We start from the raw sequence: 18,017 nt of genomic DNA on the forward strand, positions 1-18,017 counted from the left end.
AATTTATCCTCATCATGGAGAAACAAGCTATGTCCGCAGAATCGTTTGGTGGCTTCGCCGCCCTGGTCAAACTGTACGGCTTCAAGGCCGCGCTGGGCATGATCGGCGCCGCCATGCTGTACATCGTGCTGCCGCCGCTGAACAGCGACGGCACCTTCAACAAGGGCGAATTTGTCGCCCGCCTGGCCTGCGCCGGCGTGTTCTCGTGCCTGCTGGGTGGCACCGCATACCAACTGCTGTGCGCGCAACTGCCCGCTATCGGCGCCATGGTCAACGCTTCCGCCGTCGACCTGATCGTGGGCGCGCCCGGCTGGTGGGTATCGCGCGCCGTGGCCCTGTGGTTCCAGCGCCGCAGCGACAAGGACATCGCCGAGCTGGTCAACGATGCGAAGGAGCATTGATGGCCACCACCGAGCATCCGCTGATCGCGCGCGCCATCGATGACGTGCTGCGCGCCGAAGGCGGCTATGTGAACGACCCGCACGACAAGGGCGGCGAAACCAACTTTGGCATTACCGTGGCCGTGGCCCGCGCCAACGGCTACCAGGGCGCCATGCGCGACTTGCCCGTGGCGCTGGCGCGCGCCATCTACCGGGCGCGCTACATCACGGGGCCGAAGTTCGACCAGGCGCTGTCCATCCACGCCGGCATCGGCGCGGAGCTGATCGACACGGGCGTCAACATGGGCCCGCGCGTGGCGGCCGAATTCCTGCAGCGCTGGCTGAACGGTTTTAATGATACGGGCGCGCGCTATCCCGTACTCACCGTCGATGGCCACCTGGGCGCGCAGTCGCTGGGCGCACTGGCCGCCTTTCTCGCCTGGCGCGGCCAGGAAGGCGCCACCGTCATGCTGCGCGCCCTGAACGGCTTGCAGGCGGCGCGCTATCTGGATATCACGGAAGCGAACAAGACGCAGCGCCGCTTTCTGTTCGGCTGGCTGCGCACGCGGGTGGCGCCGTGATCGCGGCGCCGCCCTGGCGCGCGCTGGCCGTGGGCCTGCTGGCGGGCGCCGTGCTGGGCTGGACGGTGCAGGGCTGGCGCAAGGACGCCGACCTGGCCAACTTGCGCCGCACCGCGGCCACCGCCCAGGAAACGGCCGCTACCGCACTGGTCCAGGCCACCGGCCGCGTGCTGCAAGTGGAACGCGCGGCCGCCGGCCAGCTCACCGCGCGCACCGATCAACTCACCGAGGACAACCACCATGCACAAACTGACCGCAACCGCTTTATGGCTGACGTGCGCAGCGGCGCTATCCGCCTGTCAATCCCCATCACTGGCCTGTGCCCCGGCACTGGCCCCGGCCCCGCAGATTCCGCCCCTGCCGACGGCGATCGCCACCAAGCGCGTGCCGAACTTGGCGGCGCGGCTGCGGCAGCTCTTGACGCCATCGCCAGCGACGGCGACGCCGCCACCCGGCAACTGAACGCCTGCATCGATGCCTACAACCTAGTACGGGACAGCTACCATGTACAAACCGAATAGCCTGCGCCAGCACCTGGCCGCCGCCATCCCCGAGCTGCAGCGCGATCCTGATCGCCTCGTCGTCTTCGTCGACGAAGGCAACGTGGTGGCCACCGCCACCGCCTCCCTCTCCTTCGAATACCGTTTTAAATTGAACCTGATCGTGACCGACTACGCGGGCGACGCCGACGCCATCATGGTAGCCACGATCGCGTGGCTGAAAGTCCACCAGACGGAACTGATGGCCAACGAGGAACAGCGCAAGCGCGGCATCAGCTTTGAAGTGGATTTTAATAACCATGAAACCGTTGATATCTCGATCAAGCTGGATTTGACCGAGCGCGTCATCGTCAAGCGCGGCGAAGGTGGCCGCCATGACATCAAGCATGCGGCCGAACCGCAAGGCACGCCCGGCTATGCAGACGAGTTCTGGACGCTGTACGACGGCGGCACCCTGCTGGCAGAATGGCAAGTGCCGCAGGCGACATCATGAGCGACGACCTGCACGCGCTGGAAGCCTGGGCCGGCGCCCTGCTGGCCAAGCTGCAGCCAGCCCAGCGCCGCGCCATCAATCACAAGGTGGCCATCGACCTGCGCCGCAGCCAGGCGCAGCGCATCAAGGCACAGCAGGGGCCGGATGGCACGGCCTACCCTGCGCGCAAGCGGCGTAAAGAATTCAAAGGCAAGAACGGACGGATCAAGCGGCAGAAGGCGGCGATGTTCGCCAAGATCCGTACCGCCAAACACCTGAAAGTGAAGGCAACCGGCGACCAGATCGAGGTCGGCTTCTTTGGCTGGGTAGCGCGCGTGGCGCGCGTGCACCAGTGTGGCCAGCCCGAGTCCGTTTCAAAAAAAGGACCCGTTTATAAGTATCCAGAGCGCCAACTGCTCGGTTTGAGTGGATTGGATAGGACGTTAATACGAGAATCCTTGCTAAGTCACATGAAATAGAACTAATATACTTCGAAATGGAAATATGATTGCAAGAACTACACAGAGGAATGGAAAGGAAATTTACCCATTAAATATAAAACGAATTAATTCATGAAAAAATTTCAAATGCAAAATAGAAAATAGAAAAATTAATACCATAAAAATAAATAACTACATTCTTTATTCTTAAAAAATATTTAAAATCATAAGGCTTGAAATGAAAGAAGAAGAAAAAAACAAAAAAACAAAAGAACTTGCAATAAGCTTAATTGGATGGTTTGCTTTTATACTTGTCTACATTATTGCGGGCTCATGGGGACAATCAGATATTGCCATAATTAGATCTTTATCTCCATATGCACTTTGGCTTGGCATTGCGCTCTTTGTTTTCTACCAATTTCTTTTTGTGGCGAATTCTCGAATTGCAAAAGCATTCAAAGGCGATCTTGCATTGCAACTTGGATTGGCAGCATTGATGGCATTTTTCGTATATACGAGTTCAATAGAAGCAGCAAACAATTTGAATAGAGTATTCGGGATAGATGCTTCCGCATTTCCAAATGCCTTACGAATAATGACCCTAGTCCAAGTGTTCTTACTGGGAAAGCCATTATTTTGGGCGCTACTTATCTGGAGCATTATAGCGTTCGCTTATTTTTTCCTATTTGGAGACAACGAAAAATCTTGGCAGGCTTGGATTTTTTCGATATCAGGTATAACAGTAAGTGGCGTTTCACTTCTGTTTATCTACTTCCTGTTAGGACCCGAACAATTAAGTAAACGGACATATGTCCTAGCCCGTGCCACTGATTTTTACTCAAACGTGAACTGTGCAGGGAGACCAGTGTCTGGTAACGCCGTTTTCTTGGGCCCTGAGCAACAAAGGATTCTCGTTGACGATACCAAAATACCTGAAATATCTTGGATTCAAGCTGTAACGGCAAGAAATGAGATGTTTGAAAAAGTACAATTACCGAGTTCATTCGCAACTTATAGCTGTACCGATAAAAATACTCCCCCAAGTAGTTGACCTTAGTTACTAAGCCCCATATCAACCCGCCCCCGCGTGCATCTGCACGCGGACTTCGGCAACATGCATTGCATGAACACCGACCTGTCCGACCTCCTCCGCTTCTTGCAAAACCTGATCCGCCTGGGCACCATCGCCGAGGTCAAAGGGGCCAAGGCGCGTGTCCGGCTCGGCCCTAACCTCACCACCGAATGGCTGAAATGGGCCACCCCACGCGCCGGCAGCACGCGCACCTGGTCGGCGCCGACTGTCGGCGAACAGGTGATCGTCTTTTCCCCTGGCGGCGACCTGACGCGCGGCATCATCGTGCCCGCGCTGTATTCCCAGGAATTTGACGCACCAGAAACCAGCGATACCATCCACACCACGCATTACCCTGACGGCGCCGTGGTGCAGTACGACCATGCGGCCCATGCCCTGACGGCCACCCTGCCCGGCGGCACCGCTACCATCACCGCCGACAAGGTGACGTCGAACGCACCCAGCACCATTTGCACGGGCGACCTGACCGTCATGAAAAACCTGATCGTCAAGCAGTCCACCACCGTGGAAGGCGCCACTACCCTGAACGGCGGCGTGAATGCCAGGGCCGGCGCCGCTGGCGGCGTGGCCATGGCCGTGCAAGGTTCCATCAAGGCGACCGACGACGTGCTGGCCGGTGCCATCAGCCTGGCCAAGCATCCGCACGGTGGCGTCAAGGCCGGCGGCGACCAGTCGGGCGGGCCACAAGCATGATGGGCATGCACGCCGCCACCGGGCGCAGCCTGACGGGCCTGGATCACCTGCGCCAGTCCGTGGCCGACATTCTCACCACGCCCATGGGTTCGCGCATCCGGCGCCGCCGCTATGGCTCCGAAGTGCCAGAGCTGATCGACCAGCCCCTGAACAGCGCCACGCAGTTGCGCATCTACGCGGCCACCGCCTTTGCCCTGCGCCGCTGGGAGCCGCGTTTGCAGCTCGCCAGCGTGCAGCTCACGCGCGACACGGACGGCGCCATCACCCTGCTGCTCGATGGCACGGCGAATGGCCAGGGCATCACCCTGGCCGTGCCCGTCAAGCAAGGCGGCAGCATATGAGCACGCCCATCGACCTGACCCAATTGCCCGCGCCCAGCGTGGTAGAAGTACTCGACTTCGAAGCCATCCTGGCTGGCCGCAAGACGCATCTGGTCAGCCTGCTGCCGGAAGCCGAGCGCGCCGCCGTCACGGCCCTGTTGGCCCTGGAATCGGAACCGGCCACCAAGCTGCTGGAAGAGAACAGCTATCAGGAAACCATCCTGCGTAACCGCGTCAACGATGCCGGCAAGGCCGTCATGCTGGCATTTGCCCTCGACGGCGACCTGGACCAGCTGGGCGCCAACGTCAACGTGGCGCGCCTGGTCATCACGCCGGCCAATCCCAACGCCATGCCGCCCGTGACCGCTGTCATGGAAGACAACGACGCCTACCGTCTGCGCATCCAGGAAGCGCCGGACGGCCTGTCCGTGGCCGGCCCGAAAGCCTCGTATGAATTTCACGCCCGCAGCAGCGATGGCCGCGTCAAGGACGCCAGTGCCACCAGCCCGGCGCCGGCGCACGTCACCGTCACGGTGCTGGCCAACAACGCCACCGGCATTGCCGACGCCGCGCTCTTGGCCATCGTGGCGCGTGCGCTCAACGCCGAGGAAGTGCGCCCCCTGGGCGACCGCCTGGTGGTACAGGCCGCACAGGTCATCGACTACCAGATCGAGGCCACCTTGTTTATCGGCGTCGGCCCGGAAGTGCCGATTCTGCTGGATGCCGCGCGCGCCAACGCCGCGCGCGTGTCGCAGCCGCGCCGCCCGCTGGGTCACAGCATTTATCGTTCCGCCTGCAGCGCCGCCGTGCACGTCGAGGGCGTGCGCAAGGTCGTCTTGACCAGCCCGGCGGCGGATATCGAACTGGACGCCACCCAGGCCGCGCGATGCATCGGCATCAACTTGAACGTGGTGGTGCTCGATGAATAGCATCGTGCCCACCCTGCCGCCCAACACCACGGCGCTCGAGCGCGCCATTGCCGTGGCCTGCGCCGAGCTGGTCAACGTGCCCGTGCCGCTGCGCGACCTGTGGAACGCCGACCGCTGCCCGGTCAATCTGCTGCCGTTCCTGGCCTGGGCCTGTTCCGTCGATCGATGGGACGACGCCTGGCCCGAGTCGATCAAGCGCGGCACGATCAAGGCGTCCTATTTCATCCACAAGCACAAGGGCACGATTGCCGCCGTGCGCCGCGTGGTCGAGTCGCTGGGCTATCTGATCCGCATCACCGAATGGTGGCAGACCACGCCACCGGGCACGCCGGGCACATTCCGCCTCGACGTGGGCGTGCTCGACACGGGCATCACGGACGCCATGTTTCAGGAAATGGAACGCCTGATCGCCGACGCCAAGCCCGTCAGCCGGCATTTGACGGGCCTGGCACTGTATCTGGAAAGCCGTGGCCAGGCACAGATCGGCCTGGCCACCTACCACGGCGATGCGATGACGGTTTATCCGTGGATCGCCGAAGAAATCGAAGTGCGCGGCACGCTGTTGCAAGCCGGCGCATCCCATACCATTGACACGATGACCATCTATCCATGAGCACATACTTTGCCGTTCTGACGCAGGTGGGCGAGGCCAAGCTGGCCAACGCCATCGCCCTGGGCCAAACCCTGAAACTGAAAAAAATGGGCGTGGGCGACGGTAACGGCGCCTTGCCGATTCCTGACCGCATGCAAAAGGCGCTGGTGCGCGAAGTGCGCCGGGCCGACCTGAACCAGTTGGCCATCGACCCGGCCAACGCCAGCCAGATCATCGTCGAGCAAGTCTTGCCCGAGAACGTGGGCGGCTGGTGGATACGCGAAATCGGTATCTACGACGAGGCGGGCGACCTGTGCGCGGTGGCCAACTGCCCGCCCAGCTACAAGCCTGTCATGGCCGAAGGCAGCGCGCGCACGCAAGTGGTGCGCGTGGTGCTGATCGTCGCCAGCACGGCCGCCATCGAGCTGAAAATCGACCCGGCCGTCATTCTGGCCACCCGCAAGTACGCGGACGATCAAATTATCGAGGTGCGCGCCTATGCCGACACGCTGCTGGCGCAGCACCTGGCCGCCCCTGACCCGCACCCGCAATACAAGCCGAAAGAGCTGATCCTCCTGAATAAATCCGTGGCTGGCAAGGTGGACGTGGTGCTCACCGACGCCGAAGCGCAGGCCGATGTGCTCACCTTCACGGGGCTGCTGACGGGGAGCGTCAACGTCATCGTGCCGCCAACGGCGCGCAGCTGGACGGTGCGCAACAAAACCACGGGTGCGTTTGCCCTGGCGATGAAGACGGCCACAGCGGCGGGCGTCGCATTGCTGAAAGACCGTGAACGCCTGCTGTACTGCGACGGCAGCGCGGTGCTCTCCGGCACGGCCGATGTCGGTGCCGCCTGTGGCGAGACCGCCGCGCCATTCGACATCTCCTTGCGCCTGGCCACCATGGAAAGCCTGCAGAAGCGCGGCATGCAGCACGGCGAAATGGTGGCCGTGTCGGCCAACCGCATGTTGCTCGCCAGCGATATCGGCAAGGTACTCTGGTTCAGTGGCGACTACAGCGTTACCCTGCCAGCGCCCAGTGCGCTGGGCCTGCCAACCGGCGCGGCGGTGACGTTCTATTGCACTGGTGGAACGGGTAAAGCCATTGCCGGCGCGCAGGCGTCCTTCATCACGCGCACCTCCCCCGTCATCTTTCACGTCGGCGACTTCCTGACCTTCGTGGCGGTCACGGCCACGCAGTGGGCGCCCATGGGCACGGCGCAGCAAGGCGACACGCTGCAATTTTCCTCGTCGATGACGCCCTACGGCCACAAACGCCTGCCCGGCGACTTCCTCATGCAATGGACGAGCGTTGCCCTGCAGGCCAACGTGCCAAGCAAAGTGAGCTGGACCATCGCTTTCCCGACCGCACTGGTCGGCGTGTGGACGGCAGCCAACAACAGCGGCGTGGCCAGCCCACCGGCCACCTACCTGGAAAACAACAACGACGTCACGCTGATTTGCGCGTATAGCGGCAACGTGCGCGTTTTCGCCATTGGACACTGATGATGCATACCCGCTACTCCCCCACTACCGGCAACTTTTATCCCTTTGACCTGGCGTATCCGAATGGCTTACCGGCTGACGTGATCGAGGTCAGCCAGGAAGACTTCGCCGCCGTGCTGCAGCGCCCGCCAGGCCACAGCTTTGCCTTCCTTGACGGCGAGCTGGCCATCAGCGCGCCGGAGCCGGAACCGTATGCCCAGGTGGCGCAAGCGTACCTGGACAGCGTGCGCACCAAGCGCGACCAGATCCTCAACCGCTTGAGCGGCATCGGCTTTGCCGCCGTCGAGGAGGCCGACCAGCGCACCGTGCAGGCCGTGCTGGTGACGCGGCAAGCTTTGCTCGATATCACCGAGGTGCCGGCCGTGCTGGCGGCGACGCATGCGGACGCGCTAAAACAGGCCGTCAATGCCGCTTATCAGCACATCGTCGCCCAGGCGCCCGCCGCGCTGCTGGGCGTCTTCCCGCCAGGCGAACTGTAAGACCGACCATCCCACAACCGCATTACCGAAGGAGAACAGAGTATGGCCACCGACTACCACCATGGCGTGCGCGTCATTGAAATCAACGAGGGTTCGCGCCCGATCCGCACCGTGTCCACCGCCGTGCTGGGCCTGATCGCCACGGCCGACGATGCCGACCCGGCGGCCTTCCCGCTCGACACGCCCGTGCTCGTTACCAACGTGCTGGCCGCCATGGGCAAGGCCGGCAAGACAGGCACCTTGTACCGCAGCCTGCAGGCCATCGCCGCGCAAACCAAACCCTTGACGGTCGTGGTGCGCGTGGCCGAAGGCGAGACGGAAGCGGAAACCACCAGCAATGCCGTGGGCGGCGTCTCGCCGGACGGCAAGTACCTGGGCGCCCAGGCGCTGCTGGCCGCGCAAAGTAAACTCGGCGTGAAACCGCGCATCCTGGGCGCGCCGGGCCTCGATACCCAGGCCGTGACAAACGCCTTGGCCAGCGTGGCGCAGCGGCTGCGCGGCTTCGTGTATGCGTCGGCCTACGGCTGCGCCACCGTCACGGCGGCCACCACCTATCGCGGCCAGTTCGGCCAGCGCGAGGTCATGATCATCTGGCCCGATTTTGTCGACTGGAACACCGCCATCGACGAGGAAGCCAGCATTTCCGCCGTCGCCTACGCCATGGGCCTGCGCGCCAAGATCGACGAGGAAGCGGGCTGGCACAAAACCCTGTCCAACGTGGTCATCAACGGCCCCACCGGCATCAGCAAGGATGTCTTTTTCGACCTGCAAGACCCGGCCACCGACTCGGGCGTGCTCAACGCCAAGGAAGTGACTACCCTGATCAACATGGGCGGCTACCGCTTCTGGGGTTCGCGCACCTGCGAGGCGCCGGGCGGCTTCTTCTATTTCGAGAGCTACACGCGCACGGCCCAGGTACTGGCCGACACCATCGCCGAGGCGCACTTCGCCTATGTCGACCTGCCCTTGCATCCGTCCCTGGTGCGCGACCTGCTGGAAAGCATCAACGCCAAGTTCCGCGACCTGAAATTGCAGGGCTACATCATCGACGGCCATGCCTGGTATGACGAGCAATACAACGACAAGACGGCGCTGAAAGACGGCAAGCTGGCCATCGATTACGACTACACGCCCGTGCCGCCGCTGGAAAACCTGAAATTCCAGCAGCGCATCACCGACCGCTACCTGGCCGACTTCGCCTCGCGCATCGCCGCGTAACCGTCCAATCACCACCCTGCCCGCGCCTGCACGGGCGCACTGAACTACTGGAGAAATTATGGGCCTGCCCCGCAAACTGAAAAATTTTAACTTGTTCCAGAACGGCGTCTCCTTCATGGGCATGGTGCCGGAAGTCACCTTGCCCAAACTGAGCCGCAAGATGGAAGAGTACCGCGCCGGCGGCATGAGCGGCCCCGTGTCCGTGGACTTCGGCAACGAGGCGCTGTCGCTGGAATGGAGCGGCGGTGGCCTGATCGCCGAAGCCCTGAAACAGTACGGCGCCCACACGCACGGCGCCGTGCAACTGCGCTTTGCCGGCGCCTACCAGGAAGACGACGATGGCACGGTCGCCGCCGTCGAGGTCGTCGTGCGTGGCCGTTACAAGGAAATCGATATGGGCGGCGCCAAGATGGGCGACGACACCACCCACAAGTACACCATGGCCTGCAGCTATTACAAGCTGATGATCGACGGCACCACGGTCATCGAACTGGACTTCATGAGCGGCACCGAGAACTTCGGCGGCGGCGACACCAACGCGGCCATCCGCAAGGCCATCGGCCTGTAGTCCCCTTTTTTAATCACACCACAACAAGGAAACCACCATGAACAACGATACCCAAAACAGCGCCGTCATCGAACTGGACGACCCGATCAAACGCGGCGACACCTTCATCACTTCGCTGACCGTGCGTAAACCCAAGGCGGGCGCCCTGCGCGGCATTTCCCTGATCGAGCTGGCCAACCTGAACGTGTCGGCCCTGCAGATTGTGCTGCCGCGCATCACCGAGCCGACCTTGACCGCGCACGACATCGCCAACATGGACCCGGCCGACCTGCTGGCCGTGGGCGCCGAGGTTGCCGGTTTTTTGGCGAGCAAAGCCGATCGCCTTTCGGTATCCCCGGCGAAATAGAAGACGCCATGGCCGACATTGCCGGCGTCTTCCACTGGACGCCGGCGGCGATGGACGATTTTACGATTGATGAACTGATGGCCTGGCGCGAACGCGCCCGGCAACGAAGCGGAGCGGAATAGATGGCTGGTCGGGATCTGAAATTACAGGTGGTATTTGCGGCACTGGACAAGATTACCGGCCCGCTGAAAAAAATCATGGGAGGCTCCAGCGACACGGCCAAGGCATTGAAGGCGACCAGCGACCGCTTGCGCGAGCTGAACACCCAGCAGAGAAACCTGGGAAAATTCCGCGAACTGCATAGCGGGATCAATGCGACGCGTACCAAGCTGAAAGAAGCGCAAGACAAACTCAATGATCTTGCTGCGAAAATGAAGCAGACCACGACGCCCACGCGTGCCCTGACGCGCGAATTTAACGCTGCAGTCAAAGTCACGCAGGCCTTGACGCTGAAAGGCCGAGAACAGAGCCAGCAATTCCGCGTCCTGCGCACCAGCCTGAAAGACGCAGGCATCGACACGCGCCAGTTGGGCAAGGCGCAGGAATGGCTAAAAAACAGTATCCAGTTGACGAACGTTGAACTGGCCTCGCAACAAAAGCGCCTGGCCGCGTCCGCCGCCAAGCAGCAGCGCGTCACCAACGCTACCCAGCATGCCGACAAGCTGCGCAACAAGGCGGGCAACCTGGCCATGGCCGGCGCTGGCGCGACCGCCACGGGCGCCGTGCTGGGCGCGCCCGTCGTCAAGGGGCTGAACGAGGCCAAGCACTATCAAACGGAGGTGGGCAGGGTCAACGCGCTGGGCCTGGGCGACAAGGTATCGGCCGAGGCCGTCGCCTTCGCGCGCAACATGAAAACCTACGGCACCAGCCAGCTCGACAATCTGCAGCTCATGCGCGACGGCATGAGTGCTTTTGCCGATGTGCACCACGCGGAAATGGTCGCCCCTACCCTGGCCAAGATGAAGTTTGCCAATCACGCTTTCTTTGGCGAGGCCGAGGGCGCCGACAATGAACGCAAGTTCATGGACATGCTCAAGGTGATCGAGCTGCGCGGCGGCCTGGAGAGCAAGGAAAAGTTCGAAGCCCAGGCCAATATCGTGCAGAAAGTGATTACCGCCACAGGCGGGCGCGTCGGGCCGAATGAATGGCTGAACATGATCAAGACGGGCGGCCTTGCTGCCAAGGGTTTGAAGGACGATGCGTTTTACTACCAGATGGAACCGCTAGTGCAGGAAATGGGCGGCAACCGCGTCGGCACTTCCTTGATGAGCGCGTATCAGAACTTGTACCAGGGCCGTACCACGAAACGCTCGGCCAAAAAGCTGGAAGAGTTCGGCCTGATCGGCGACAAAAGCAAGGTCAAGCACGACAAGGCCGGGCAAATTTCCTTTCTCGATCCTGGTGCGCTGCTAGGTTCCGAGCTGTTCCGCGAAAACCAGTTCGAATGGATGGAAAAAGTGCTGTTGCCGCAATTGGCCAAGAAGGGCATCACGGAAAAGAAACAAGTGCTCGATGCCATCGGTAGCATCTTTTCCAACCGCACCGCGTCGAACTTGCATTCGCAAATGTATTTGCAGCGCGTGCAGATCCACAAGAATGAAAAGCTGAACCGTGGCGCGGCGAACATCGATCAGCTGGACAAGCTGGGCCGCAACTCGGCCGCCGGCAAGGAACTGGAAGCGCAGTCGAAGCTGGCCAACTTGAAACTGACTATGGGCGAAAAAATCCTGCCGCTGTACGCGCAGGGGCTGGAAATGGCGATTACCGCCGTGCAGCGCCTGAACGGCTTCATGGAACGCAACCCGACCGTGGCCAAGGTCATGATTACGGCCTTTGCCGTGCTGGCCGGCCTGCTGCTAGTGCTCGGCCCGTTGATGCTGGGCATCGCCGCCATGATCGGTCCATATGCCATGCTGCACGTCATGTTCGCCAAGATGGGCGTGACGGGCGGCGTGCTCACGCCCATCCTGCGCGGCCTGGGCGGCGCCTTCATGTGGGCGGGCCGCGCCGTGCTGTGGCTGGGCCGTGCCCTGACGCTAACCCCGATTGGCATCGCCATCACGGTCATCGCCGGCGCCGCCTTCCTGATCTACAAATACTGGGAGCCGATCAAGGCTTTCTTTAGCGGCCTGTGGTCAGACGTCAAGGCGGCGTTTGCCGGCGGCTTCGTCGGCATCAATAACCTGATCGCCAACTGGTCGCCGCTGGGCCTGTTCTATCGCGCCTTCGCGGGCGTGCTGGGCTGGTTCGGTGTTGCGCTGCCGGCCAGGTTCACCGACTTTGCCGCCGGTATCCGGGGCCGCCTCGCCAAGGGTCTTGCGCCACTGGCTGGTTTCTTTACCGGCATCTGGTCGCAGATCAAGACCGCGTTTGCCGGCGGCATCGCTGGCGTCAGCGCACTGGTCGCCAACTGGACACCGCTCGCCCTGTTCTATCGCGCCTTCGCGGGCGTGCTAGGCTGGTTCGGCATCACGCTGCCGGCCACGTTCACCGACTTCGGCGCCAACATCCTGCAGCGCATCACCGCATCATGGCAACCTATCGGCGCCTTCTTCGCCGATATCTGGTCGCGCCTGCGCACCGTCTGCGCTGGCGGCATGGGCAGCATCACCGCCCTGATTGTCAACTGGTCGCCGGTCGGCGTGTTTTACCAGGCATTCGCGGGTGTGTTGAACTGGTTCGGCATCAAGCTGCCGGCGCAGTTCACGGAGTTTGGCGCCAACATCCTGCGCGGCCTGGTCAACGGCATCACCGGCTCGATGGGCGCCGTGAAGGAAGCCATCAGCAATGCCGGTTCCAGCACCATTGCCTGGTTCAAGGAAAAGTTGGGCATCCACAGCCCAAGCCGCGTGTTTGCCCAGCTCGGCGACTTCACCATGCAGGGCCTGGCAGTGGGCCTGGACCGTAGCGAGGGCGCGCCGATTGCCAAGGTATCGGGCCTGGCGCAGCGCCTGACGCAACTGGGCGCCGGCATCGCCATCGGCACGGCCACCGCCCTGCCGGCCAGCGCCTTCGACACGCGGGCACCGCTGGCCCAGGGCGGGTTCGGCGCCGGCATGACGATTCAAGGCGACAAGATCGAAATCACCTTCCATGTGCAGGTCGGCACCGATCCTCAAGCCATCGCGCGCGCCGTGAGCGTGGCGCTCGATCAGCGCGACCGCGAAAAGGCGGCACGCATCCGCTCGTCCTTGCGCGACCACGATTAAAGAAAGAAGCACACCATGATGATGATTTTAGGAATGTTCGTGTTCAGCCTGCCGACCTTGGCCTATCACGAGCTGCAGCGGCAAACGGAATGGAAGCACGCCAGCACGGCGCGCGTGGGCCTGCGCGATGCGCACCAGTACGTGGGACCCGGCGATGACACCATCACCCTGTCGGGCTGGGTGGCGCCGGAACTGACCGGCTCCCTGTATTCGCTCGATGCCCTGCGCATGATGGCCGACACAGGCAAGTCGTGGATTTTGATCCAGGGCACGGGCCGCATTCTCGGCTCGTACCGCATCACGAGCATGACGGAAGGCCGCAGCATCCTGGACGGCAGCGGCGGCGCGCGGCGCGTCGAATTCTCGATTGCGCTCAAGCGCGACGACGACGGCGTGCTGGCCATGGTCGGCCTGGGCGACATCGGCGACCTGAAAAACATGCTCAGCATCGACGGCATGACCAGCAGCATTGCCGGCGCGGCCAGGAATGCCGTGGGCAGCGTGGTGGGCAATGTGGTCGGCGGCATCACGTCGAAATATGGCGGCGTGGTCAGCGAGATGAAAGACAGGATCGGCGGCAGCATCAGCGGCGCCATCGGCAGCGCGGCGGACAAGTTCAAATGAGCGAGCACATTCCCGCCTTCAAGGTCAGCATCGAGGACAAGGATTTGACGGCCATCGTGTCGGCGCGGCTGATCAATTTGACCTTGACCCTGTGCCGTGGCGACGAGAGCGACCAGCTCGACATTTCCCTGGACGACAGCGACGGCAAGCTGGCCCTGCCGCCGCGCGGCGCGCAGATCGCCCTGTGGCTGGGCTGGCAAGCGTCCGGCCTGGTGGATATGGGCAAGTTCACTGTGGACGAGGTGGAGCACAGCGGCGCGCCCGACACCATCACCCTGCGCGCCAGGTCTGCCAACCTGATCGACACCTTCAAACAGCAGCAGGAACACAGCTTTCACAAGACCACCCTGGGCGCCATCATCGAGGCGATTGCCTTTCGCAACGAGCTGGCGTCGGGCGTGTCGGCGCGCCTGCGCGATACCGCCGTCGAGCACATCGACCAGACCCACGAAAGCGATGCGGCCTTCCTGCGCCGCCTGGGCAGAAAATACGACGCGGTGGCCACAGTCAAAAATGACACGCTGCTGTTCATCCCTATCAACCAGAGCCGCACCGCCAGCGGCAAGGCGCTGCCCGTCATCCCCATCAAGCGTGCCCTGGGCGACGGCCACCGCTACCACAGCGCCGAAAGCGACGCCTACACGGGCGTGCGCGCCTTCTGGCATGACGAGCGCTACGCGCGCCGCCGCAGCGTGGTGGCCGGCGTGCCCGGCAACAGCAAGCGCCTGCGCACCACCTTCGCCAACGAAACCGATGCGCGCGCGGCGGCCGTCGCCGAATGGCAGCGCATCCTGCGCGGCCTTGCCACCTTTGAAATGACCCTGGCCCTGGGCAACCCGGCCGTGTTCCCGCAATCGCCTGTCACCGTGCAAGGCTTCAAGCCCGAGATCGACGCCACCGAATGGCTATCGGTCAAGGTCACGCACAGCCTGGGCGGCAACGGCTTTACCACGCGGGTGGAATTTGAAACGAAGACGGAAGCGGTCGAGGACGAGCGCGAGGACGAGAAAGACCCGGACGAAGGCGTCACGGGCGTGGTGGCAAAGTGGAAGGACGTGGCGGCGAAGAGGAAAAAAGCGGGACAGGAACAGGCAGGTGTCACGGGCATGCTCAAGACGCTGGAGCATCTTTACAAGAGCAAGCAGGCCGCGAAGCGGGCGGCCCTGCATGCGTGGAGACATATCGAGGAAGTACGAGAAATCATTCGTGAAAACAGTGACGATAATCGATTGCCTACTCAAGCCCGCAGCAACGAAACCGCATGAACCTGCTCATAACGACGGCTTCTACGCCGTTGAGATCAATCGTCAGTAGAGGTATCGGGAGCTTGATCTTAGGCCACCACTCCATAACTCACCCCCGCCTGCTCTCAATGAATTAATTTCCACTCAGTGATTCATTTTTTGGCGAGCACAATTTTCCCATTTAGATATTAGCGGCACCACTTCCTTACTTTTTACTTGGCATAACATCATCCCCCATTTCCATCAACTCAATTATCAATGCCACTTCTCGCCTTTCAAGAAAATTGGAGTTTAATTCAAAAGCATTAAGGGTGGAGCAGCAAATAAAAGCACTTAACTTATAGAGATAAGCTAATGCGCTGATCATATTGTAGTCATGCTGAGCTTCCAGCTTGAGTGAAGCGTGGCTAGTATGTGCATATAGACTAAGGACATGATACTGAAGAATTCCATACTCATGTGGAATTTTCGTGTAGGCGAGTAAATCGTTCCAACTCAACTTTTTCTCCGCATCGACCCGCCAATAACCATTTTTCACAGCATCTTTTATATCTTTATTCAGTAATTTATAAACTGGACTTTTAACAATAAATTCCTTGCATTCAGTAATTTCACTTTTAATGTTGACAATTTCCCTATCATATATCTCACGATATCCTGAAAAATCCTTTATTCTCTCGTATGTTCTTTTACTATCCAACACCCCTGAAAGCCGGTAACACTCATATTTAAAATCTTTCTCATCCAAGTCTCCATTCCCAATTGTATTTGTTGTTATATATTGAAAAAGAAGATACAGTTCATGACACGTTCTAATTTGAACATTTATTGACCTAACATCTATGTATTTTCTTTCTGGAGTAAAGACGTAATTCGTACCTTTTGACAAAGTCAGTATTGTATTGTAATTTTTGAAAAATATTTTAAATAAACCATATTTCCACTCATCTGCCGCCGTCATTTCTCCAGCAACTTCTTCCAGCTTCATATGGATTTTGACAAGCGCACCAAAAACTATCTCAGCAACTTCGTCATTTCTTATGCTTTTCGTAATTCCATCGAACTCTTCCTGATTCATTTGCATAAACACCCCTTAGTTAATTAGTTCATAAAATAGCCATACTCGTGCAATTTATATATTTATTTTTGCATTACTACAGGCCAATAATTAAATATTCGATTGTGGATGTAGTATCAAATGGATCTGATCGCATCACCTTCGTCAACCGCTCGCCCCCAAGTTGTTGAAAATTATGCAGAAAAAACAAGTGGCAATTACAATAAGCATAAGAAGATTTATCATTTGCAGACTATTTTTCCTTTTTTCGTCCGCTGCCGGTCACATTAAAAGTCTGCGGCCCAATGATGTTCCCCACGAAATTCTGCCCAATCTTGCCGTGGGTTTCAACGTGTGGGGCATTCCCTGCTTGGGATGCTGGGGGCGTTGGCGAGCGCATGCCGTCAATCATCCCAAGTACGCCTGCTTTCCCGCGAACATCCATACTTCTATAGCCATCCAACAATTCTCTCTCATCCGAAGTAACGGCTGATTGCAATCTCTCACCCGTAAGTATGTAGTGGACATCGACCCCGATCCCAGCCAGCGCTCGTAAGTAAAGCGCATCCGGGGCACGCTCGTCTTGTTCATACAGCGTTTGTGCGCGTCGCTTCAGCCCGGCGACGGCAGCAAAATCTTCCTGATTCATGCCCAGCCGTTGACGCTCTTCTTTTAGTATTTCACCAATTGATCTCATTTGTGCGCAAATTCTTCTTTACAATGCTCTCATTTGAGAGCTATAGTTATGCCATACCATAGCGATTACAGATCATAACATTATGAAAAACGTATCCATAGCGAGGCGCACGGCCAAGGGCGTCACGACTAAGCCCCTTGGCGTCCGTCTGACATCGGACGAGGTGAATGAAGTCGAAGGCTACGCAGAAAAACTGGAGCGCTCCCGTGCCTGGTTTCTCCGCTTCCTGATCCTTCGCGGCCTCGCCGATTACAAGCGTGAACTCGCTTCTAAATCCATTCACTAAGGACAACGTCATGTACCCCGATGCAAAACGTATCCGCAGCCACCGCGTCATGCTGCGCCTGGACGCTTACGAGCACCAGCTTGTTTCCTCAATCGCTAATTACCAGGGCGAAGAGCTTGCGGTGCTGGTGCGCCAGATCGTGATGCGTGAAGCCTTGGCCGTGATCGCCTTGGATGACGCCACCATCGACAGCGTACAGCGTCGCAGTGTGTAAACCGAGTCACTTTTGAGCAACTCTAAAGTTACAGAAAATGCCAGACCATCAAATTAACCTCAATGACGAAGAGCGCGCGGTGCTGGAACTCGTGCGCCAACGCCAGGGGCTGGCAAGTATCGACCAGGCGGCTGAATGGCTCGTCAAGTCGCGCTTACGCAAGCAGTCAAAAAACATGACAGGTCGCGGTCGCGCCCTGTACCAAGTGGAAAGAAAGCTGAAATGAGAGTCATCGGCCTGCCCTGCCCGCATTGCGAATACACCGTCCGCGCCGTCAAAAGCCGCACGATGTCCGCCATGTTCAAGGAAATCACCTACATGTGCCAGAACCCCGACTGCGGGCACTCCTTCGTGGCAGGCCTGGAAGTACTGCGCACGCTCTCGCTGTCCGCCATGCCCAAGGCCGATATCCGCATCCCGATGTCCCAGCATGCGCGCGCGGCAGCCACCAGCCAGCTGGCCCTGGACCTGACTGCGGGCTGCTGATGACTATCCCGATCCTCGCGCCGCCGTAATCCAGCCGCCGTAACTCCCCCCTCATTTGCTGTGCCCTGCAGCGCTCCCTTCTGA

Annotated in this window: 25 protein-coding genes; 23 read left to right on the forward strand and 2 right to left on the reverse strand. The window is 59.9% G+C overall.

All coding sequences use genetic code 11. The features are described 5' to 3' along the window. Positions 1-29: 29 nt before the first annotated feature. The 19 genes from CLU90_RS16260 to CLU90_RS16345 all read left to right on the forward strand — a co-directional run bounded on the left by CLU90_RS16260 (position 30) and on the right by CLU90_RS16345 (position 15,214). Entirely contained in the window at positions 30-401 is a 372-nt protein-coding gene (locus CLU90_RS16260) for a hypothetical protein (protein ID WP_086138193.1), read from the forward strand. After that, entirely contained in the window at positions 401-961 is a 561-nt protein-coding gene (locus tag CLU90_RS16265) for a glycoside hydrolase family 108 protein (RefSeq protein ID WP_100428393.1), read from the forward strand. Before CLU90_RS16260 ends, CLU90_RS16265 begins: the two co-directional genes overlap by 1 nt. Next, positions 958-1,482, forward strand: a complete 525-nt coding sequence (locus CLU90_RS16270; protein WP_232731225.1) for a lysis system i-spanin subunit Rz — start codon at positions 958-960, stop codon at positions 1,480-1,482. The genes CLU90_RS16265 and CLU90_RS16270 overlap by 4 nt, the downstream gene beginning before the upstream one ends. Further along, complete coding sequence (locus tag CLU90_RS16275; protein WP_100428394.1) at positions 1,466-1,954, forward strand: phage tail protein; 489 nt, start codon at positions 1,466-1,468, stop codon at positions 1,952-1,954. Before CLU90_RS16270 ends, CLU90_RS16275 begins: the two co-directional genes overlap by 17 nt. Continuing rightward, positions 1,951-2,412, forward strand: coding sequence for a phage virion morphogenesis protein (locus CLU90_RS16280; protein WP_100428395.1), 462 nt, complete (start codon positions 1,951-1,953; stop codon positions 2,410-2,412). Before CLU90_RS16275 ends, CLU90_RS16280 begins: the two co-directional genes overlap by 4 nt. A 199-nt stretch (positions 2,413-2,611) precedes the next feature. Continuing rightward, the gene (locus CLU90_RS29360; protein WP_157808840.1) at positions 2,612-3,424 is read left to right on the forward strand and encodes a hypothetical protein; all 813 of its coding nucleotides are present in this window, start codon (positions 2,612-2,614) and stop codon (positions 3,422-3,424) included. A 72-nt stretch (positions 3,425-3,496) separates the two neighbouring features. Continuing rightward, positions 3,497-4,159 carry a phage baseplate assembly protein V gene (locus tag CLU90_RS16285; protein WP_100429484.1) on the forward strand — a complete coding sequence of 221 codons (663 nt, stop codon included), beginning with the start codon at positions 3,497-3,499 and terminating at the stop codon, positions 4,157-4,159. Continuing rightward, positions 4,156-4,500, forward strand: coding sequence for a GPW/gp25 family protein (locus tag CLU90_RS16290; RefSeq protein ID WP_100428396.1), 345 nt, complete (start codon positions 4,156-4,158; stop codon positions 4,498-4,500). Before CLU90_RS16285 ends, CLU90_RS16290 begins: the two co-directional genes overlap by 4 nt. Next, positions 4,497-5,408, forward strand: a complete 912-nt coding sequence (locus CLU90_RS16295; protein WP_100428397.1) for a baseplate assembly protein — start codon at positions 4,497-4,499, stop codon at positions 5,406-5,408. Before CLU90_RS16290 ends, CLU90_RS16295 begins: the two co-directional genes overlap by 4 nt. Then, positions 5,401-6,021: a phage tail protein I gene (locus CLU90_RS16300; RefSeq protein ID WP_198511225.1), complete on the forward strand. Its 621-nt coding sequence runs from the start codon at positions 5,401-5,403 to the stop codon at positions 6,019-6,021. Before CLU90_RS16295 ends, CLU90_RS16300 begins: the two co-directional genes overlap by 8 nt. Next, positions 6,018-7,505 carry a phage tail protein gene (locus CLU90_RS16305; protein WP_100428398.1) on the forward strand — a complete coding sequence of 496 codons (1,488 nt, stop codon included), beginning with the start codon at positions 6,018-6,020 and terminating at the stop codon, positions 7,503-7,505. The genes CLU90_RS16300 and CLU90_RS16305 overlap by 4 nt, the downstream gene beginning before the upstream one ends. Further along, positions 7,505-7,984: a hypothetical protein gene (locus tag CLU90_RS16310; RefSeq protein ID WP_100428399.1), complete on the forward strand. Its 480-nt coding sequence runs from the start codon at positions 7,505-7,507 to the stop codon at positions 7,982-7,984. The genes CLU90_RS16305 and CLU90_RS16310 overlap by 1 nt, the downstream gene beginning before the upstream one ends. A gap of 42 nt (positions 7,985-8,026) precedes the next feature. Next, on the forward strand, positions 8,027-9,202 hold the full coding sequence (locus CLU90_RS16315; RefSeq protein WP_100428400.1) for a phage tail sheath protein: 1,176 nt from the start codon (positions 8,027-8,029) through the stop codon (positions 9,200-9,202). Between the two features lie 58 nt (positions 9,203-9,260). After that, positions 9,261-9,770 (forward strand): phage major tail tube protein, encoded by a 510-nt coding sequence (locus CLU90_RS16320; RefSeq protein WP_100428401.1) that lies wholly within the window; start codon positions 9,261-9,263, stop codon positions 9,768-9,770. Positions 9,771-9,807: 37 nt separating this feature from the next. After that, positions 9,808-10,116, forward strand: a complete 309-nt coding sequence (locus tag CLU90_RS16325; protein WP_100428402.1) for a phage tail assembly protein — start codon at positions 9,808-9,810, stop codon at positions 10,114-10,116. An 8-nt stretch (positions 10,117-10,124) separates the two neighbouring features. Continuing rightward, the gene (locus CLU90_RS16330; protein WP_071650277.1) at positions 10,125-10,238 is read left to right on the forward strand and encodes a GpE family phage tail protein; all 114 of its coding nucleotides are present in this window, start codon (positions 10,125-10,127) and stop codon (positions 10,236-10,238) included. A gap of 75 nt (positions 10,239-10,313) precedes the next feature. Next, a complete protein-coding gene (locus CLU90_RS16335) occupies positions 10,314-13,325 on the forward strand; it encodes a phage tail protein (RefSeq protein WP_157808841.1) in 3,012 nt (1,003 codons plus the stop codon). A gap of 15 nt (positions 13,326-13,340) precedes the next feature. Beyond that, the gene (locus tag CLU90_RS16340) at positions 13,341-13,949 is read left to right on the forward strand and encodes a phage tail protein (protein ID WP_100428404.1); all 609 of its coding nucleotides are present in this window, start codon (positions 13,341-13,343) and stop codon (positions 13,947-13,949) included. Continuing rightward, positions 13,946-15,214 carry a phage late control D family protein gene (locus CLU90_RS16345; RefSeq protein ID WP_100428405.1) on the forward strand — a complete coding sequence of 423 codons (1,269 nt, stop codon included), beginning with the start codon at positions 13,946-13,948 and terminating at the stop codon, positions 15,212-15,214. The genes CLU90_RS16340 and CLU90_RS16345 overlap by 4 nt, the downstream gene beginning before the upstream one ends. Before the next feature lie 184 nt (positions 15,215-15,398). Here the strand turns inward: CLU90_RS16345 and CLU90_RS29365 are convergent, their stop codons facing one another. Together CLU90_RS29365 and CLU90_RS16350 are read right to left on the reverse strand one after the other, a co-directional pair. Then, a complete protein-coding gene (locus CLU90_RS29365; RefSeq protein WP_157808842.1) occupies positions 15,399-16,277 on the reverse strand; it encodes a DUF5677 domain-containing protein in 879 nt (292 codons plus the stop codon). A 226-nt stretch (positions 16,278-16,503) separates the two neighbouring features. After that, positions 16,504-16,947: a helix-turn-helix domain-containing protein gene (locus tag CLU90_RS16350; protein WP_100428406.1), complete on the reverse strand. Its 444-nt coding sequence runs from the start codon at positions 16,945-16,947 to the stop codon at positions 16,504-16,506. A gap of 82 nt (positions 16,948-17,029) precedes the next feature. On the opposite strand from CLU90_RS16350, the gene CLU90_RS29370 reads away from it, so the two are divergent. The 4 genes from CLU90_RS29370 to CLU90_RS16370 are packed head-to-tail and all read left to right on the forward strand — an operon-like array spanning position 17,030 to position 17,933. Next, the gene (locus CLU90_RS29370; RefSeq protein ID WP_157808843.1) at positions 17,030-17,233 is read left to right on the forward strand and encodes a hypothetical protein; all 204 of its coding nucleotides are present in this window, start codon (positions 17,030-17,032) and stop codon (positions 17,231-17,233) included. 10 nt (positions 17,234-17,243) lie between these two features. Beyond that, entirely contained in the window at positions 17,244-17,447 is a 204-nt protein-coding gene (locus CLU90_RS16360) for a hypothetical protein (RefSeq protein WP_100428408.1), read from the forward strand. 37 nt (positions 17,448-17,484) lie between these two features. Further along, on the forward strand, positions 17,485-17,673 hold the full coding sequence (locus CLU90_RS16365; protein WP_035820911.1) for a hypothetical protein: 189 nt from the start codon (positions 17,485-17,487) through the stop codon (positions 17,671-17,673). Continuing rightward, positions 17,670-17,933: an ogr/Delta-like zinc finger family protein gene (locus CLU90_RS16370; protein ID WP_100428409.1), complete on the forward strand. Its 264-nt coding sequence runs from the start codon at positions 17,670-17,672 to the stop codon at positions 17,931-17,933. Before CLU90_RS16365 ends, CLU90_RS16370 begins: the two co-directional genes overlap by 4 nt. Positions 17,934-18,017: the final 84 nt, after the last annotated feature.

It is taken from the genome of Janthinobacterium sp. 67 (assembly GCF_002797895.1).
Classification (GTDB): Bacteria; Pseudomonadota; Gammaproteobacteria; order Burkholderiales; family Burkholderiaceae_D; genus Janthinobacterium.

What these genes read in the sequence shown, in the direction of transcription:
- CLU90_RS16265 (WP_100428393.1), top strand. Translation starts at nt 401, where the DNA reads ATGGCCACCACCGAGCATCCGCTGATCGCGCGCGCCATCGATGACGTG.
- CLU90_RS16295 (WP_100428397.1), top strand. Translation starts at nt 4,497, where the DNA reads ATGAGCACGCCCATCGACCTGACCCAATTGCCCGCGCCCAGCGTGGTA.
- CLU90_RS16320 (WP_100428401.1), top strand. Translation starts at nt 9,261, where the DNA reads ATGGGCCTGCCCCGCAAACTGAAAAATTTTAACTTGTTCCAGAACGGC.
- CLU90_RS16365 (WP_035820911.1), top strand. Translation starts at nt 17,485, where the DNA reads ATGCCAGACCATCAAATTAACCTCAATGACGAAGAGCGCGCGGTGCTG.
- CLU90_RS16290 (WP_100428396.1), top strand. Translation starts at nt 4,156, where the DNA reads ATGATGGGCATGCACGCCGCCACCGGGCGCAGCCTGACGGGCCTGGAT.
- CLU90_RS16315 (WP_100428400.1), top strand. Translation starts at nt 8,027, where the DNA reads ATGGCCACCGACTACCACCATGGCGTGCGCGTCATTGAAATCAACGAG.
- CLU90_RS16345 (WP_100428405.1), top strand. Translation starts at nt 13,946, where the DNA reads ATGAGCGAGCACATTCCCGCCTTCAAGGTCAGCATCGAGGACAAGGAT.
- CLU90_RS16335 (WP_157808841.1), top strand. Translation starts at nt 10,314, where the DNA reads ATGGGAGGCTCCAGCGACACGGCCAAGGCATTGAAGGCGACCAGCGAC.
- CLU90_RS16280 (WP_100428395.1), top strand. Translation starts at nt 1,951, where the DNA reads ATGAGCGACGACCTGCACGCGCTGGAAGCCTGGGCCGGCGCCCTGCTG.
- CLU90_RS16305 (WP_100428398.1), top strand. Translation starts at nt 6,018, where the DNA reads ATGAGCACATACTTTGCCGTTCTGACGCAGGTGGGCGAGGCCAAGCTG.
- CLU90_RS29365 (WP_157808842.1), bottom strand. Translation starts at nt 16,277, where the DNA reads ATGCAAATGAATCAGGAAGAGTTCGATGGAATTACGAAAAGCATAAGA.
- CLU90_RS16340 (WP_100428404.1), top strand. Translation starts at nt 13,341, where the DNA reads ATGATGATGATTTTAGGAATGTTCGTGTTCAGCCTGCCGACCTTGGCC.
- CLU90_RS29360 (WP_157808840.1), top strand. Translation starts at nt 2,612, where the DNA reads ATGAAAGAAGAAGAAAAAAACAAAAAAACAAAAGAACTTGCAATAAGC.
- CLU90_RS16260 (WP_086138193.1), top strand. Translation starts at nt 30, where the DNA reads ATGTCCGCAGAATCGTTTGGTGGCTTCGCCGCCCTGGTCAAACTGTAC.
- CLU90_RS16310 (WP_100428399.1), top strand. Translation starts at nt 7,505, where the DNA reads ATGATGCATACCCGCTACTCCCCCACTACCGGCAACTTTTATCCCTTT.
- CLU90_RS16325 (WP_100428402.1), top strand. Translation starts at nt 9,808, where the DNA reads ATGAACAACGATACCCAAAACAGCGCCGTCATCGAACTGGACGACCCG.
- CLU90_RS16275 (WP_100428394.1), top strand. Translation starts at nt 1,466, where the DNA reads ATGTACAAACCGAATAGCCTGCGCCAGCACCTGGCCGCCGCCATCCCC.
- CLU90_RS29370 (WP_157808843.1), top strand. Translation starts at nt 17,030, where the DNA reads ATGAAAAACGTATCCATAGCGAGGCGCACGGCCAAGGGCGTCACGACT.
- CLU90_RS16370 (WP_100428409.1), top strand. Translation starts at nt 17,670, where the DNA reads ATGAGAGTCATCGGCCTGCCCTGCCCGCATTGCGAATACACCGTCCGC.
- CLU90_RS16330 (WP_071650277.1), top strand. Translation starts at nt 10,125, where the DNA reads ATGGCCGACATTGCCGGCGTCTTCCACTGGACGCCGGCGGCGATGGAC.
- CLU90_RS16360 (WP_100428408.1), top strand. Translation starts at nt 17,244, where the DNA reads ATGTACCCCGATGCAAAACGTATCCGCAGCCACCGCGTCATGCTGCGC.
- CLU90_RS16285 (WP_100429484.1), top strand. Translation starts at nt 3,497, where the DNA reads ATGAACACCGACCTGTCCGACCTCCTCCGCTTCTTGCAAAACCTGATC.
- CLU90_RS16350 (WP_100428406.1), bottom strand. Translation starts at nt 16,947, where the DNA reads ATGAGATCAATTGGTGAAATACTAAAAGAAGAGCGTCAACGGCTGGGC.
- CLU90_RS16300 (WP_198511225.1), top strand. Translation starts at nt 5,401, where the DNA reads ATGAATAGCATCGTGCCCACCCTGCCGCCCAACACCACGGCGCTCGAG.